This is a genomic window from Gymnodinialimonas sp., from assembly GCF_059726805.1.
In genome coordinates this window covers 1747116-1761131 of sequence record NZ_AP041059.1, presented here as the reverse complement: position 1 = coordinate 1761131, position 14016 = coordinate 1747116, and the positions used below count along the sequence as shown (strand labels likewise).

The 14016-nt window shown below is 65.4% G+C and carries 15 protein-coding genes; 5 read left to right on the top strand and 10 right to left on the bottom strand.

Annotated elements, in window-relative coordinates; genetic code table 11:
* The first annotated feature begins 1 nt into the window (after position 1).
* Complete coding sequence (locus tag AC6I9R_RS08695) at positions 2-652, top strand: GntR family transcriptional regulator (protein ID WP_461425180.1); 651 nt, start codon at positions 2-4, stop codon at positions 650-652.
* Here AC6I9R_RS08695 and AC6I9R_RS08690 read toward each other — a convergent pair.
* A complete protein-coding gene (locus tag AC6I9R_RS08690; protein ID WP_497863092.1) occupies positions 641-1381 on the bottom strand; it encodes a type 1 glutamine amidotransferase in 741 nt (246 codons plus the stop codon). The genes AC6I9R_RS08695 and AC6I9R_RS08690 overlap by 12 nt on opposite strands.
* Before the next feature lie 41 nt (positions 1382-1422).
* Between AC6I9R_RS08690 and AC6I9R_RS08685 the strand changes: the two genes are divergently transcribed.
* From AC6I9R_RS08685 to AC6I9R_RS08675, 3 genes are all read left to right on the top strand, one after another.
* Positions 1423-2679, top strand: coding sequence for a cytochrome P450 (locus AC6I9R_RS08685; protein ID WP_461425178.1), 1257 nt, complete (start codon positions 1423-1425; stop codon positions 2677-2679).
* 12 nt (positions 2680-2691) lie between these two features.
* Positions 2692-3981, top strand: coding sequence for a type I glutamate--ammonia ligase (locus tag AC6I9R_RS08680; RefSeq protein ID WP_461425177.1), 1290 nt, complete (start codon positions 2692-2694; stop codon positions 3979-3981).
* Between the two features lie 100 nt (positions 3982-4081).
* Entirely contained in the window at positions 4082-6022 is a 1941-nt protein-coding gene (locus AC6I9R_RS08675; RefSeq protein WP_497863091.1) for a putative bifunctional diguanylate cyclase/phosphodiesterase, read from the top strand.
* A gap of 21 nt (positions 6023-6043) precedes the next feature.
* Here AC6I9R_RS08675 and cobF read toward each other — a convergent pair whose 3' ends face one another.
* Genes cobF through cbiE form a run of 6 tightly spaced genes read right to left on the bottom strand, consistent with a single transcriptional unit; the run spans position 6044 to position 11160 of the window.
* Positions 6044-6784, bottom strand: coding sequence for a precorrin-6A synthase (deacetylating) (gene cobF, locus AC6I9R_RS08670; protein ID WP_461425175.1), 741 nt, complete (start codon positions 6782-6784; stop codon positions 6044-6046).
* Entirely contained in the window at positions 6774-7496 is a 723-nt protein-coding gene (gene cobA, locus AC6I9R_RS08665) for a uroporphyrinogen-III C-methyltransferase (protein WP_461425174.1), read from the bottom strand. Before cobA ends, cobF begins: the two co-directional genes overlap by 11 nt.
* Positions 7493-8818: a cobyrinic acid a,c-diamide synthase CobB gene (locus tag AC6I9R_RS08660; RefSeq protein ID WP_461425173.1), complete on the bottom strand. Its 1326-nt coding sequence runs from the start codon at positions 8816-8818 to the stop codon at positions 7493-7495. The genes cobA and AC6I9R_RS08660 overlap by 4 nt, the downstream gene beginning before the upstream one ends.
* A complete protein-coding gene (gene cobM / locus AC6I9R_RS08655) occupies positions 8811-9605 on the bottom strand; it encodes a precorrin-4 C(11)-methyltransferase (protein WP_461425172.1) in 795 nt (264 codons plus the stop codon). Before cobM ends, AC6I9R_RS08660 begins: the two co-directional genes overlap by 8 nt.
* Positions 9602-9964: a cobalamin biosynthesis protein gene (locus AC6I9R_RS08650; protein ID WP_461425171.1), complete on the bottom strand. Its 363-nt coding sequence runs from the start codon at positions 9962-9964 to the stop codon at positions 9602-9604. Before AC6I9R_RS08650 ends, cobM begins: the two co-directional genes overlap by 4 nt.
* A complete protein-coding gene (cbiE, locus tag AC6I9R_RS08645) occupies positions 9961-11160 on the bottom strand; it encodes a precorrin-6y C5,15-methyltransferase (decarboxylating) subunit CbiE (RefSeq protein ID WP_461425170.1) in 1200 nt (399 codons plus the stop codon). Before cbiE ends, AC6I9R_RS08650 begins: the two co-directional genes overlap by 4 nt.
* Here cbiE and AC6I9R_RS08640 point away from each other — a divergent pair.
* Complete coding sequence (locus AC6I9R_RS08640; protein WP_461425169.1) at positions 11159-11929, top strand: cobalt-precorrin-6A reductase; 771 nt, start codon at positions 11159-11161, stop codon at positions 11927-11929. The two genes, cbiE and AC6I9R_RS08640, sit on opposite strands and share 2 nt — an antisense overlap.
* On the opposite strand, the gene cobJ is transcribed toward AC6I9R_RS08640, so the two are convergent.
* The 3 genes from cobJ to AC6I9R_RS08625 are packed head-to-tail and all read right to left on the bottom strand — an operon-like array spanning position 11887 to position 14014.
* The gene (gene cobJ / locus AC6I9R_RS08635) at positions 11887-12654 is read right to left on the bottom strand and encodes a precorrin-3B C(17)-methyltransferase (RefSeq protein ID WP_461425168.1); all 768 of its coding nucleotides are present in this window, start codon (positions 12652-12654) and stop codon (positions 11887-11889) included. The genes AC6I9R_RS08640 and cobJ overlap by 43 nt on opposite strands.
* The gene (gene cobI / locus AC6I9R_RS08630) at positions 12651-13388 is read right to left on the bottom strand and encodes a precorrin-2 C(20)-methyltransferase (protein ID WP_461425167.1); all 738 of its coding nucleotides are present in this window, start codon (positions 13386-13388) and stop codon (positions 12651-12653) included. Before cobI ends, cobJ begins: the two co-directional genes overlap by 4 nt.
* The gene (locus tag AC6I9R_RS08625) at positions 13385-14014 is read right to left on the bottom strand and encodes a precorrin-8X methylmutase (RefSeq protein WP_461425166.1); all 630 of its coding nucleotides are present in this window, start codon (positions 14012-14014) and stop codon (positions 13385-13387) included. Before AC6I9R_RS08625 ends, cobI begins: the two co-directional genes overlap by 4 nt.
* Positions 14015-14016: the final 2 nt, after the last annotated feature.

Below are 14016 nucleotides of genomic sequence, written 5' to 3'. Positions count from 1 at the left end.
CGTGACGACCCAGACCACCGCCGTCATCGACTTGATCATCGCGCGGATCGATGCGGGCACGCTGCTGCCAGGGGCGGCTATCGATGAAAAAGAGGTGATGGCGACCTGCGATGTGTCGCGCACTCCGGTGCGCGAGGCGCTGATCCGGCTGGAGGCGGACGGGCTGGTGGTGCGCCATGCCCGCAAGGGAGCGGTGATTTTCCAGCCTTCCGTGGCGGAGTTCCTGACCATTCTGGAGGTGCACGCCAATCTGGAGAGCTTCGCGGCAGGCCTTGCGGCGCAGCGGATTACAGAGGACGTGGCGGCGGAGCTGCGCGCCAATGTGGCGGCCTGTGAGACCCATGCGGCCGCGAAGGGGCACGGCGATCCTGCCGGGTATTATCAACTGAACCTGCAGTTCCACGAGATCATCGTGCGCGCCGCCCATAACGACGTTCTGGCCCGGATGGTAAAGACCAATGCGCGCAAGTTGATGGCCTATTACCGCATGCGCTACCGCACCCCGGGCGCGTCCGTCGCCTCGGCCAAGGATCACGGGCGGATCGCCAGGCTTATCCTGGACCACCGGGCAGAGGACGCCCAGGCGGCGATGCTGGAGCACTTCAACTATGACCGTCAGACGGTGATGGACCTGATCGCTTTAGTTGGGTGAGGCGTGCTCAAAAAACCGGGCGATGGCCTCTGCGTAGACGCGCATATCGATCTCTTCGGTGAGGGAGGCTTGCGCGGCCTGCCCGACCCCTTCGGGCAGTTTGTCTTGATACTCCGCCACCAGCGCCTTGATGAAAGCAGGAGTCATCTCGGGGTGGTTCTGAGTGGTGTAGACCTGGGACCCGATGCGGTAGCCGGTGACAGCGCAAGCCTCAGAGGTTGAGATGGGCGTGGCCCCTTCGGGAAGCCGCGTGACAGCCTCGATATGGGCGCCGTATTGAGGGAAGGTTTCAGGTAGGTCTGCCATCCACGCGGCGCGCTCGGTCACGGTGGAATGGGTCAGGCCGAAGACCCAGCCGGAGGGATTCGGGCCGATTTCACCATCCAAGGCCAGCGCGATGGCTTGATGGCCGTAGCAGGCACCGAACATCGGCATCCCGGTATCAAAGGCCTCTTTGATCAGGGCCAGAAGACGCGTCACCCATTCGTCTTCGTCCAGCACAGAGGCGGGACTACCGGTGATCATCACCCCATCAAACGCACTTATATCAGAAGGAAAAACGCCGTCCTTCACGTTGAACGATGTCACCTGCCAATCGGGCCGCACGCCGTGGATCATCGTGGTGAACTTCTCTCCATCCTTCGGGTGCGCCTGGGCGAAGGCGCTTTCGTCGGTGTTGGTCATCAGAATGGCGAGGTGCATTTTCTGGCTTCCCTTTTCAGTCTGCATATTTATGGTCATGTTAAGTATACCAATCAAGGGCGGAATTAATGACCGTTTGGACAGCCACGGATGACGGCCTTGCGGACCTTTCCAGCCACGACACCTTCTTGTCGGGCCCGCCGCTTGCGACCTTCGCGCGGCTCCGCCGCGACGACCCCCTGAGTTGGACGGAATGGGAGGGGGGCAAAGGGTTCTGGTCCGTCACGCGGTATCACGACATTCTGGAGATGAACCGCAATACGGAGGTCTTTTCGTCCGCGCAGGGCATCCGGATGGAGGACCAGAGCTACGAGGAATACCTGGCGCGGCGCACGTTCCAGGAGACTGATCCGCCCGAGCATATGCAGATGCGCATCAAGCTGGCGCGCGCGTTCTCGAAGGGGGTGATCGCGGGGTTTGAAGAGGATATTCGCGGCCTCTGCCGCGATATCCTGGACGAGGTACTGGAGGACGACAGTTTTGATGCCACCAAGCGGATCGCCCGCGAATTGCCGATGCGCATGTTGGGCCGTATCCTGGGCACGCCGGAGGAGGATCTGCCCTGGCTGGTGGAGAAAGGCGACGCGCTGATCGCCAACACGGACCCGGATTTCACCTCTCACGTGCTGGACAAGATGAGCACGGATGAATTTCGGATGATGCCGTTCAACTCGCCTGCGGGGGCGGAGCTTTACGCCTACGCCAAGGACCTGATGGCCGCGAAAAATGCCAGTGGCGACACGAACGGCGTGCTGCACCTGATCCTTCAGCCGGGGCCTGACGGCTCGGTCATTTCGGAGACGGAATTCCGCAATTTCTTCTGTCTGCTGGTGGCGGCGGGCAATGACACCACGCGCTATTCCATCGCGGCGGGGATGCAGGCGATGTGTCACCAGCCGGAACTGCTGGACCAGATGCGTCAAGGCGATGTGTGGGACACGGCGGCCGATGAGATCATCCGGTGGGCCACGCCCACCAGCTACTTCCGCCGCACCGCGACGCGGGATTACGAGATGCATGGGCAAACGATCCGCGCGGGCGACAAGGTGCTGTACTGGTTCGCCTCGGGCAATCGGGACACTGCCTATTTCACCGCGCCCGACCGGGTCGATCTGACACGCACGCCCAACAAACACCTCAGCTTCGGCCATGGCGGGCCGCATCTGTGCCTGGGCATGTGGCTGGCCCGGTTGGAGGTGACGGTGCTGTTCCAGGAATTGAGCAAACGGATCACGGCCATCGAGGCCGATGGACCGCAGCAGTTTTTGCGGTCAAACTTCATCAGCGGCTTGAAGTCGCTTCCCGTGCGGATTGCACGCGCCTGAGGAGGCTTTCAGATGAACCCCAGACTACGCGCCGTTTTTTGTGACCACCTCTCGATCCTGCGGGGCAAATATCTGCCTGCGGCCAAGATCGGGGACAATGACACGCGGTTCTGCCGCAGCGTGTTTGGGGTGCATTACGACAAGGATCTGCTGCCCGCGCCGGGCTCGATGATGATGGAGGGGCTGCCGGATATGGAGCTGCGCTGGCGCGGTGATGACATCCGCGACAGTTGGGAGGCCGACACCAAGATAGTGATCGGGGAACTCTACGACACCGACGGCGCGCCCCTGCCCCTTTGCCCGCGTGGCGCGTTGAAGCGCGCGGTGGCCGATTGGGAGGCGAAGGGGCTGACGCCCAAGGTGGGCATCGAGCTGGAGGCCTTCGCCTTTGTCCACGACGCGGACGGCAAGCTGATCCCCTATGACAGTTTCGGCGGCGTGGTTTATGGCACCGGCGCCTTCACCGACCCGCGCGGGTTCAACGATGCGATCTGGGAGGTCGCCGATGCCCTGGGCTTTCGGCTGGAGATGATCACGGCGGAATATGACAGCCCCCAGTTCGAATACACGCTGACCTTCGATGACGCCGTGCAGGCCCTCGACGACATCGTGCTGTTTCGGCAAATGGCGCGCGAGGTGGCGTTGGGCGAAGGCGTGATCCTGTCCTTCCTGCCCAAGCCGATTGAAGAGGCGGGCGGCAGTGGGATGCATGTCAACTTCTCGTTCACCAACGCAGACGGGATGAATGCCCTATCGAGCGGCGGACAAAGCGGGCCCGAGCATTTGAACGATCTGGCGAAGGGCTGCGTGGCTGGACTTCTGCATCACCATAAGGGGTTGGCCGGGCTGATCGCGCCCTCGGGCAATTCCTACGACCGTCTGCAACCGGCCTCGCTTTCGGGGTATTGGCAGAACTGGGGCGGCGATCATCGCAACGTCACGACGCGGGTCAGCAGTGAAGGTGGCGCCAAGGCCCGGCTGGAACATCGCACCGCCGATGCCTCGGCCAATCCCTACACCGCCGTGGCGGCCGTCTTGCAGGCAGCGCGCCTTGGGGTCGAGAACGGCTATGGCCTGCCGCCGATGGAAGGAGGCGATGGGTTTGAGACGACCGATGCCACCACCGGCGTCGCCGCTGATCTTGGCACCGCGATCGCTGATCTTGCGGCAGACACGGCCTTGAGCGCGGCGGTCGGCCAGGACCTGGTCGACAACCATATCTTCATGAAGACCGCCGAGGTCGAAAAAACCGCCGAGCTGGCGCCCAAGGCGCGCCGGGATTTCTACATCCCCTACCTTTAGGCGCCTAAACCCGTGCAACGCTTGCCGCCCCCAGCGGCGCTCGCTACGCTTTGGCATGCTGAGGGTCAACACAGCCGATCAATTTGCAGCCGCGCACAAGTTGCAAACGCCCATCTGGGTTTATGACATCGATCATTGCCGTGTCCTTCAGGCCAACAGGGCCGCTTGCGCGCTTTGGCACGCGGCCTCCGAGGCAGAGCTTCAGGCCCGCGACCTGGCAAAAGACATGTCCGCGACCGTGGCCAAGCGGCTAAAGCAATATCAGGCGGATTTCATCGACCACGACGCCACTTTCAACGAGCTGTGGACGCTGTTTCCGGGCGGCGTGCCGACCAGCGTCATGGTCTTGTTCAGCGGCTTCCCGATGCCCGACGGGCGCATGGCCATGTTGTGCGAGGCCTTAGGCCAGCCGGATCAACAGCCCGACAATCTGCGCAGCGCCGAGGCGTTGCTGCACACCGACGTGATGATCACCCTCTTCAGCGCCGAGGGCCCGCCACTTTACATGAACCCCGCCGCGCGGAACCTGACCGTGGATGCCAGCGCCGCGCTTCGGGATCTGTTCGTGGCCCCTCGCGACCACGATGTTCTACTGGCCAGCCTGAATGATGGCGGCGAATACCGCCAAATCGCCGAGATCCGCACCAAGACCGGGACGCGGTGGTTCGATGTGTCGGCCAAGCAATGCAGCGACGCGGTCACGGGCGATCCCGCCATTTTGATCACGGCGATTGATGTGAGCGAGTTGAAGCTGGCCCGCGACCAGGCGCGATACCTGGCCAGCCGCGACCAGCTGACGGGCTGTTTCAACCGCTCCTACCTGCACCAGCATGTGGCGGAACTGGCCGAGGCCAAGGCCGCGCCAACCGCGCTGATCTACTTCGACATCGACCGTTTCAAGCAGATCAATGACACCTACGGCCATGTGGTTGGCGACCGGGTTCTGATGGATCTGGCGGACCGAGCCATCCGCCATGGCGCGCCCGATGATCTGGTCGTGCGCCTGGGCGGCGATGAGTTCCTGATTGTGATGAGTGGGGCCGACGCGGCCTCTCGGCCTGAGCGGATCGAACGCCTTTTCCGGGAGCTTTCGGCACCGGCGACCATCGGCACCACCTCTGTGAACGCCCGTGTCAGCATGGGGATTTCGGTGTTTGAACCGGCGAAAACCGATGTTGACGTGGCCCTGCGCCAAGCCGACATCGCGCTCTACCTGGCGAAGAACACGGGCCGCAACAGGTACGTTTTCTACGATGACCGTATGGGCGCGGAGGCCGACAAACGCAGCCGGACGGAGGCCGAAATCGAGGTGGCGCTGGACACGCAGCAGTTCGAGCTGCACTACCAACCCCGCCTCGATCTGGCGTCGGGGCGGATCGTGTCCGTCGAAGGCCTGGCGCGGTGGCGCCACCCCGAACGGGGCTTGGTGACACCGGAAGACTTCATTCCGATTTGTGAAGACACCGGGTTGATCCATGTGCTGGGGCGACAGGTGCTGGAGATCGGCTTTGCCCAGGCCACCGCGTGGCATGGGTCCGGGCTTGATGTGAAACTGTCGCTCAACATCTCCCCTCGCCAATTCTCGGACCCGCATTTGCTGGAAACGCTGCAATCCTACGCCGAACGGCCCGACTTTCCCGTCCGCAAGATCGAGTTGGAGATCACCGAGAGTGTGTTGATCGGCGATCAGGACGGCATCGCGGCCAAGCTTCAGGCGATCACCGGGATGGGCTATCAGATCTCCATCGATGATTTTGGGACCGGCTATTCGAACCTGTCGTATATTTCTCGGTTTCCGCTGCATTGTTTGAAGATCGACGGCTCCTTCATCGCGCAGCTGCCCGCCTCGGGGCCGGTCGTGCGCCTGATCCTGGCCCTTGGCCAACAAATGGGCGTGACCACCGTGGCCGAGGGGGTGGAGGAGCAGGCACAATTTGATTGGCTCAAGGCCCACGGCTGCACCCAGGCGCAGGGCTACTTCGTGGCGCGCCCCTGCCCGGCTGACGCGCTGACCGCGCTGCTGACCTCGGCAGAGAGCTAACCGCAGGGCCGCGTGGCGCGGTTACGCCAACCCCTTGGGACGCAATAGATATGTGTCCATGATCCAACCATGCTGCGCCCGCGCCTTTGCCCGGGCCGCAATGATGCGGGGGGCCGTTTCCGCCAAGGGACCGTGGTCCAGGATCTGCTCTGCCATGCCCAGATAGGCGCCCCACCAGATCATCAGATCGCGGCGGTCCAGGTCCTGAAAGCTGCACTTTCCATCCAGCATGACGGCGACCGTCTCGGCTCCCTCGGGCCAGCCATGATCGCGCAACCGCCGTCCCGTTGTCACCACGACGGCCCCCGCCAGCGTGTTGAAGGTGATACCATGGGCCGCCGTCAAAGCGTGGAGCGCGGTGATCCCGGGCAACACCCGCAGCTTGGGTGCCGGGGTAAGCCGCGTGGCAATGCGCAGGGTGCTGTCGTAGAGGGACGGATCACCCCAGACGAGCAGCGCGACGGGGCCGTCGCTGTCGCCGATGGCCGCCTGCCAGCGCCGCGCGATCTCGTCGTGCCAGGCGCGTACGCGGTCCTTGTAGGGCAGCGTTTCGTCGCGTGTGGGATAGTCGAATTCCCGGATCTGTGCGGTTGCGCCCGCGTCCTTGATGATCCGGTGCCGCAATTCCGCCAGGTCGGATTTATCCGGCCCTTTGCGGGGCACCAGGATCAACGCCGTGTCGCGCAGTGCGCGCTGCGCCTCCAGCGTCACATGCTCCGGATTGCCGGTTCCGATCCCGATGAGCCAGAGGTCAATCGGCATCGGCCAGCGGTCCGTAAAGGATCAAAGCGGGGGCGGTGCCGACCTCGGCGCTGAGCTTTTCGATCAGCTCGGAAAGTGTCATCCGGTGCAGCGCCTGATCCGGCGTGCTGACGGCTTCGGCCAGCAGCGCGGGCGTGTCGGCGGGAAGCCCCTTGGCGATCAGGGCCGTCGCGAGCTTGGGAAACGTCCGTTTGCCCATGAAAACAACGGTGCTGGCCGTCGGGTCCGCGAGCGCGTTGAGGTCGATGTCCTGGGGCAATTCGCCCGAGGCGTCGTGGCCGGTCACGAACTGCACGCGCCGCGCCGTCAAGCGCCGGGTGAGCGGGATGCCCGCCGCAGCAGCGGCGGCGATGGCGGAGGGGACGCCGGGGATGATCTCATAGGGGATGCCCGCCGCGCGCAGGGCGACGAGTTCTTCTTCCAGCCGCCCGAAAAGCCCGCTGTCCCCGGATTTCAGGCGCACGATGCGTTGGCCCGTCTGTGCATAATCCACCAAGAGACGGCTCACGTGGTTCTGCTTTGGCGAAGGGCGCCCTGCCCGCTTGCCAACGCCCACAAGGTCCGCGCCGCTGCGCGCGTGAGACAGGATCGGGCCCGAAGACAGGTCATCAAACAACACCGCATCGGCACGTTTCAGGCGGTCCACCGCCTTCAGGGTCAACAGTTCCGGATCGCCGGGGCCGGAGCCCACGAAGGAGACGAAGCCCGTCACTGCGCCTCCTCCGTGATCATGTGGAAGAAGGTTCCGCTGACGGTGCCGCGCTTGGATCCGGTCTGGGCGGCGGAGTTTCCGTCGGCATCAAAGACGTCGGCCAGGGGCGTATCGGGCTGTTGAAGAATGCTGGAATAGTGAAACTCATGACCCCGTAGGGCCATTCCGGCTGTGAACCCAGGCATGGTTTCGGAAAGTACCGCGCGGCGGTAGCCGAGGTTGAACTTGCGCTTGGCGTAGGACGTTTCCAACCCCAACAGCCCGGCCATCTGGTGGCGCACGCCGTCTTTGTCGATCAGCCCGGCGCCAAGGGCCATGTAGCCCCCGCACTCTCCATGGACTGGTTTCGTTGCGGCATGGGCCTGCAGCGCGGTACGGAAATTCTCGGCTGCGGCCAGCTTGCCTGCGTGCAGCTCCGGATAGCCGCCGGGCAGCCAGACGACGTCGGCGCTGGCGTCCGGGGCCTCATCGGCAAGGGGGGAAAACGGCAGGATCTCGGCCCCCGCTTCGCGCCACCCCTTGAGCAGATGGGGATAGGTGAAGGAGAAGGCCGCATCCCGCGCAAGCGCGATGCGTTGTGCGGGCGGCTTCGGAAAGGTGCCGGGACCGTGCGCAGGCCCTGCCAGGGCCGCCGCGCGGATCGCGGCCAGGTCCACGTTCTCGCGCAGGAAGGCCGCATAGCCCACGATGGCGGCTTCAAGATTTGGGTGCTCAATCGCTTGGATCAGGCCTAGGTGCCGCTCTGGCAACGCCAGATCGCCGCGCCGGGGCAGCACGCCCAGAACGTTCAGGCCCGCGTGATCCATGCCCCGACGGATCAGCCGTTCATGGCGGGGCGAGGCCACACGGTTCAGGATCACCCCCGCGATGGGCAGCTCTGGCATATAGGCCTGAAATCCCAGTGCCGTGGCCGCCGCCGATTGCGCCTGCCCGCCCGCGTCGATCACCAGAACCACCGGCCAGCCCATGCGCTGCGCCGTCTCTGCCGAGGCGCCAAACCCGCTTTGCCCGCGCGTGGCGACCCCGTCGTAGAGGCCCATGGAGCCTTCGGCCACACAGATGTCCGCGCCCGCGGCCTCCGCCCCGATGGCCGACAGCAGCGCGTCATCCATGGCCCAGGTGTCGATGTTGAAGGACGCTCTGCCAGAGGCCGCGTGGTGAAAGGCCGGGTCGATGTAGTCAGGGCCGGACTTGAACGGCTGCACGGTCAGTCCATCGTCGCGCAACGCCCGCAAAAGGCCAAGCATCACGGTTGTCTTGCCTGTCCCCGACGAGGGTGCCGAGACGAGGAGGCCGGGGGGAAGCGTGCTCAATTCAGTCATCTCCGTGCTGCCATTCCGACCAGGGGCTGTCGGCTGTTTGCGGCCGGTAGCGGCGGTCGTAATCCGCTGCATAAAGGCGGCTTTCGGTGAAGTCACTGGCCCCGATTGCCGGGCCGATAAGGATCAGTGCGGTGCGCGCGATACTGTCGTCCACCGCTTGTTCCAGCGCGCCTAGGCGGGTGCGGATGATCTTCTCGTCCGGCCAGGAGGCACGGTAGATGACCGCGACGGGGCATTCGGCGCCGTAGTGCGGGGTCAATTCCGCCACCACGCGCGTGAGCTGCCCGATGGAAAGGTGCAACGCCAGGGTGGCGCCGGTTTTGCCAAAGTTCTGAAGGCTTTCGCCCTCGGGCATCGAGCTTGCCTTGCCCTGGGTGCGGGTCAGGATCAGCGATTGGCCGACGCCCGGCAGCGTCAGTTCCTGGCCCAAGCTCGCGGCGGCGGCGGCAAAGGAGGGCACGCCGGGCGTCACCGTGTAGGGGATGCCCAGGGCGTCGAGGCGGCGGATCTGTTCGCCCATCGCCGACCAGACCGACAGATCACCCGAATGCAGGCGCGCCACGTCTTTGCCCGCATCATGGGCCACGGCGATGGACCCAATGATATCGTCCAACGCCATCGGCGCGGTGTTGATGACCTGCGCACCCTCTGGGCAGTGGGCCAGCACCGCCTCGGGCACGAGGGAGCCCGCATAAAGACAGACCGGGCACGCCGCGATCAGGTCACGTCCGCGTAGGGTCAGAAGGTCCGGCGCGCCGGGGCCTGCGCCGATAAAGTGCACCGTCATGGGGGATCTCCTTGAGCGAGGGCACAGGTCGCCATCCGGTCGGCTGAGACGACACGAGCGGCCAAAAGCCTGGCGCCAGGGCCAGCGGCGGCAAGCGCTGCGGCCTCCGCGACCGAGCCGGTTCTGCGGGCGGCGCGGGAGGCTTGGGATTGGGTGAGCGTGGCTTGCGCGGCGAGCGCTTCGGGCGACACGGCGATCACCTGGGCGTCTTTTTCGGCGGCAAACGCCGTGAACACCTCTTCTGTGGTCTTGTCGGACGCCGTCGCGAAAAGCTCTGCCGTGGCGCCTGCGCGCGCATAGGCGTCGCGCAGGCTGTCGCCCGTTGCGGCTGCCCGAAATCCGAAGCCTGCGACGATCATAGCGTGACGCTCCACTGCACGACCGGATAGGCCGAGGTCCACCCCCGCTTGGCCCCCAGCGGCGTGGCATGGGAAATATCGACACGCATCAACGCGCCGCCGTGGGTGGCCTGGGCCTGGGCCAACAGCGCCTCGGCCTCCAGGGTCACGGCGTTGGCGACGATGCGGGTGCCCTTCGGCAAGGCGAGCACGTGCGACAGCATTGCGGGCGACAACCCGCCGCCTATGAAGACCGCGCTTGGCGGCGGCAGGGGTTCGAGCACTGCCGGGGCGGTTCCCTCTTGAAGATCGATGCGGCCTGCGACCCCGAAGGCCTCTGCATTGGCACGGATCAGCGCTGCCCTGTCGGCGCGGGACTCGATGATCGTGGCGGTGCAGGTGACATGGGACAGCGCCCATTCCACGGCGATGCTGCCCGACCCGCCACCGATATCCCAAAGGTGTTCCCCGGCGCGCGGGGCCAGTGCGGACAAGGTGAGCGCCCGGATCGGGCGTTTTGTCATGACGCCGTCGGTCTCGAATAGATCGTCCGGCAGGCCAGAGGCGCAGGGCAACACGGCGCCGTCCCCGGCGACTTCCAGGGCGACACAGACGGGGTGCGCGAAGGCGCCGGTCGCGGCTTGCGCGACGGAGAGGCGGGTGATTGCCTCACGCGGCCCGCCGAGGGCCTCACACACCGTCAAGGTACTGACGGAAAAGCCTTTCTCCGCCAGGTATGCGGCCAATGCCGCCACCGCCGGACCATCGCGCAGCAGGACGATGGCGCGCAAACCGGGGGCGAGGTGCGGGCGCAACCGCTGAAACGGAGCTGCGTGGAGGCCGATGCAAAGCGTGTCTTCCAACGGCCAGCCCAGACGCGCGGCAGCAAGGGCGAAGGTGGACGGCGCGGGAATGGCGCGCCATGCCTCGGGCGGGAAGGCGTCAGAGATCGCGCGTCCTGCCCCGAACCAGAACGGATCGCCAGAGACCAGAACCACGGTCGCGCGCCCCTTGTAGCCGCGCAGCACGTCGATGCCGTCGGCGAAAGGCACGGGCCAGGGGACCTGCTGCGCCTTCGTGTCGCCGATCAACGCGAGGTGGCGCGGCGGGCCCATGATGATTTCCGCCGCCGCGATAGCTTCTCGGCTTGCAGGCGAAAGCCCCTCCGGTCCATCTTCGCCGAGCCCGACAATCGTGATCCATGCAAGGCTAGCCATGACGCCCAACCTCCTGATCCTTGGTGGCACGCTTGAGGCCACGGCCCTGGCGCGGGCGGTGGCAAAGGCGGGGATCACCGGCATGGTGTCCTTCGCAGGCCGGGTGGAACGGCCCGTGCGCCAGCCCCTGCCCCAACGGGTCGGCGGCTTCGGCGGGGTGGAGGGATTTGCGGACTACCTTACCGCTCAGGCCATCACCCATGTCGTGGACGCGACCCACCCCTTCGCCGCGCAGATGAGCCTGAATGCGATCCGTGCCTGCGCCAAAACAGGCGTGCCGCTGATGGCCCTGACCCGCGCGCCGTGGCGGGCTGAGGCTGGCGACAACTGGACCCATGTGCCCGATATCGCGGGCGCCGTCGCGGCGCTCGACCGCCCCGCTGCCCGCGTGATGCTGGCCGTCGGGCGCATGCATCTCGCCGAGTTCGCCCCCAACCCGCAGCACTTCTACCTGCTGCGTCTGGTTGATCCACCCAAAGCGGCTCTGCCCCTGCCCCGTACCGAGGTGCTGGTGTCGCGCGGGCCGTTCACGCAGGCCAATGATCAGGCCCTGATGCAGGCCCATGGGATCGACCTGGTGGTGTCGAAAAACGCAGGCGGCACCGGGGCCTACGCGAAAATCGCCGCCGCGCGGGCGTTGTCCTTGCCGGTGATCATGATCGACCGGCCTGCGATCCCCGACCGGATCGAGGCCTTTACCGCGTCCGAGGTTCTGGCGTGGCTGGGTCATGGCACCACCGCCGTCTCTGACACGAAGCGGGGCGTGTAGACGATTGGCTCGGCGTCACGTTCGATCACTCGGGTCAGCGACGAGCCGACGATGACGACGGTTCGCATGTCCGCCATATCGGGCGTGGCCTCGGCCAGCGTTGTCACGCGCAAGGCCTGCTCCGGCGTTGAAACCGCGCGGGCGAAGATGATGACCCGTTCAGGCTCACAACAGGCGCGCAGAATGTCGAGTGTTTTGACAAAGCCTTCGGGCCGGGACCTGGAGCGCGGGTTGTAGAAGGCCATGGCGAAATCCGCCTCTGCCGCAAGGCGCAGGCGCTTTTCAATCAGCGCCCATGGCTTGAGGTTGTCTGACAGGTTGATGCAGCAAAAGTCATGCCCCAGCGGCGCGCCCGCAGCGGCGGAGGCCGCCAGCATGGCGGTGATGCCGGGCAGCACTCGGATGTCGAGATCACGCCACGGCGTCGGGCCCGCCTCAACCGCCTCGAACACGGCGGAGGCCATGGCGAACACGCCCGGGTCCCCCGAGCTGACCACCACTACGCGCCGCCCTGCGGCGGCCATGTTGAGCGCATGGGCCGCCCGCTCCAGCTCCACCCGGTTGTCACTTTCATGGAGCGTCAGACCGGCGCGCGGCGTGATCCGGCGGACGTAGGGGATGTAGCCGACGACATCCGTGGCCGCCTCGATCGCAGCCGTCGCCTCGGGCGTGATCAGGTCCTCTGCCCCCGGGCCCAGGCCCGCGATCACGACCCAGCCGCTCATGGACGCCGCCCTTGTCCGTGCACGACGATGATCGAGAAATAGGGCAGAGTATCCTTGGTGAACTCCGACAGGGGCCGCACGGTCTGCCCCTCCATGCTCGCGTATTCCACAAGTACCGCGCGGTCCAACTTGCCCGCCGCCGCCAGGGCCCGGCGCACTTTCGGCAGGTTGCGCCCGATCTTCATTACCACAAGCGCATCGGCGCGGGTCATGGCGTCCGTCAGGGCAGCCTCATCCAGCGTGCCCATGACGGTCGACAGGATATCATCGCCCCAGGTGATCGGCGCGCCGGAGGCGGTCCAGGCCGCCGACATGCCAGTAATCGCAGGCACGACCTGCACATCGCAAGTGGGCTTCAGGCGCGTAAAGAGATGCATGAACGAGCCGTAGAAAAACGGATCGCCCTCGCAAAGGACAACGACGTCTTCGCCTTCGGATGAAAGGGCACAGAGGTGCCGGGTGCAATCCTCATAGAAAGCGGACAGAACCTCGTTGTAGCGCGGGTCGGTCAGCGGGATCTCGGTGGTCACCGGATATTCCATCGCGAATTCAATGGCATCCGTGCGCAGCATCCCGTCAACGATGGCGCGCGCGCGGCCCTTGCGGCCCAGTTTCCGGAAGAACGCGATATGCTTGGAGCCGCGCACGAGACGATCAGCGCGGACGCTCATCAGGTCCGGGTCGCCGGGGCCAAGGCCCACGCCATAGACTGTACCTTTTGCCGGGCCGCTCATTCCGCGCGGCTCGCGATAGCGTTGATTGCGGCCACCGTGATGGCAGAGCCGCCAAGGCGCCCCTCCACGATCAGCGACGGCAACGGCGCGGCTTCCCATAGCGCGTCCTTGCTTTCACGCGCGCCCACGAAGCCCACGGGACAGCCGATGATCGCGGCCGGGCGCGGGCAGTCTGGGTCCTCCAGCATTTCCAGAAGATGGAAGAGCGCGGTCGGCGCGTTCCCGATGGCCACGACAGCGCCGTCCAGACGGTCACGCCACAGCTCCAGCGCCGCGGCCGACCGGGTCGTGCCCAACTCTGCGGCCATCGCCGGGACACGGGCGTCGCGGAGCGTACAAATGACGTCATTCTCCGCAGGCAGGCGTTTGCGGGTCACGCCCTCGCTGACCATATAGGCATCACAGAAGATCGGCGCGCCCGCGTTCAGAGCTGCACGGGCGGCGGCCACCATGCCCGGGGCGATGTGCACGTTCTCTTCCAGGCCCACGAGGCCCGCCGCGTGGATCATCCGCACGACGACCTGCTCATCATCGGCATCGAAGCGCGCGAGGTTTGCCTCGGCCCGGATCGTCGCGAAGCTTTCATCATAGATCGCGGCGCCGTTCTTCTCGTATTCGTAGGGCATGG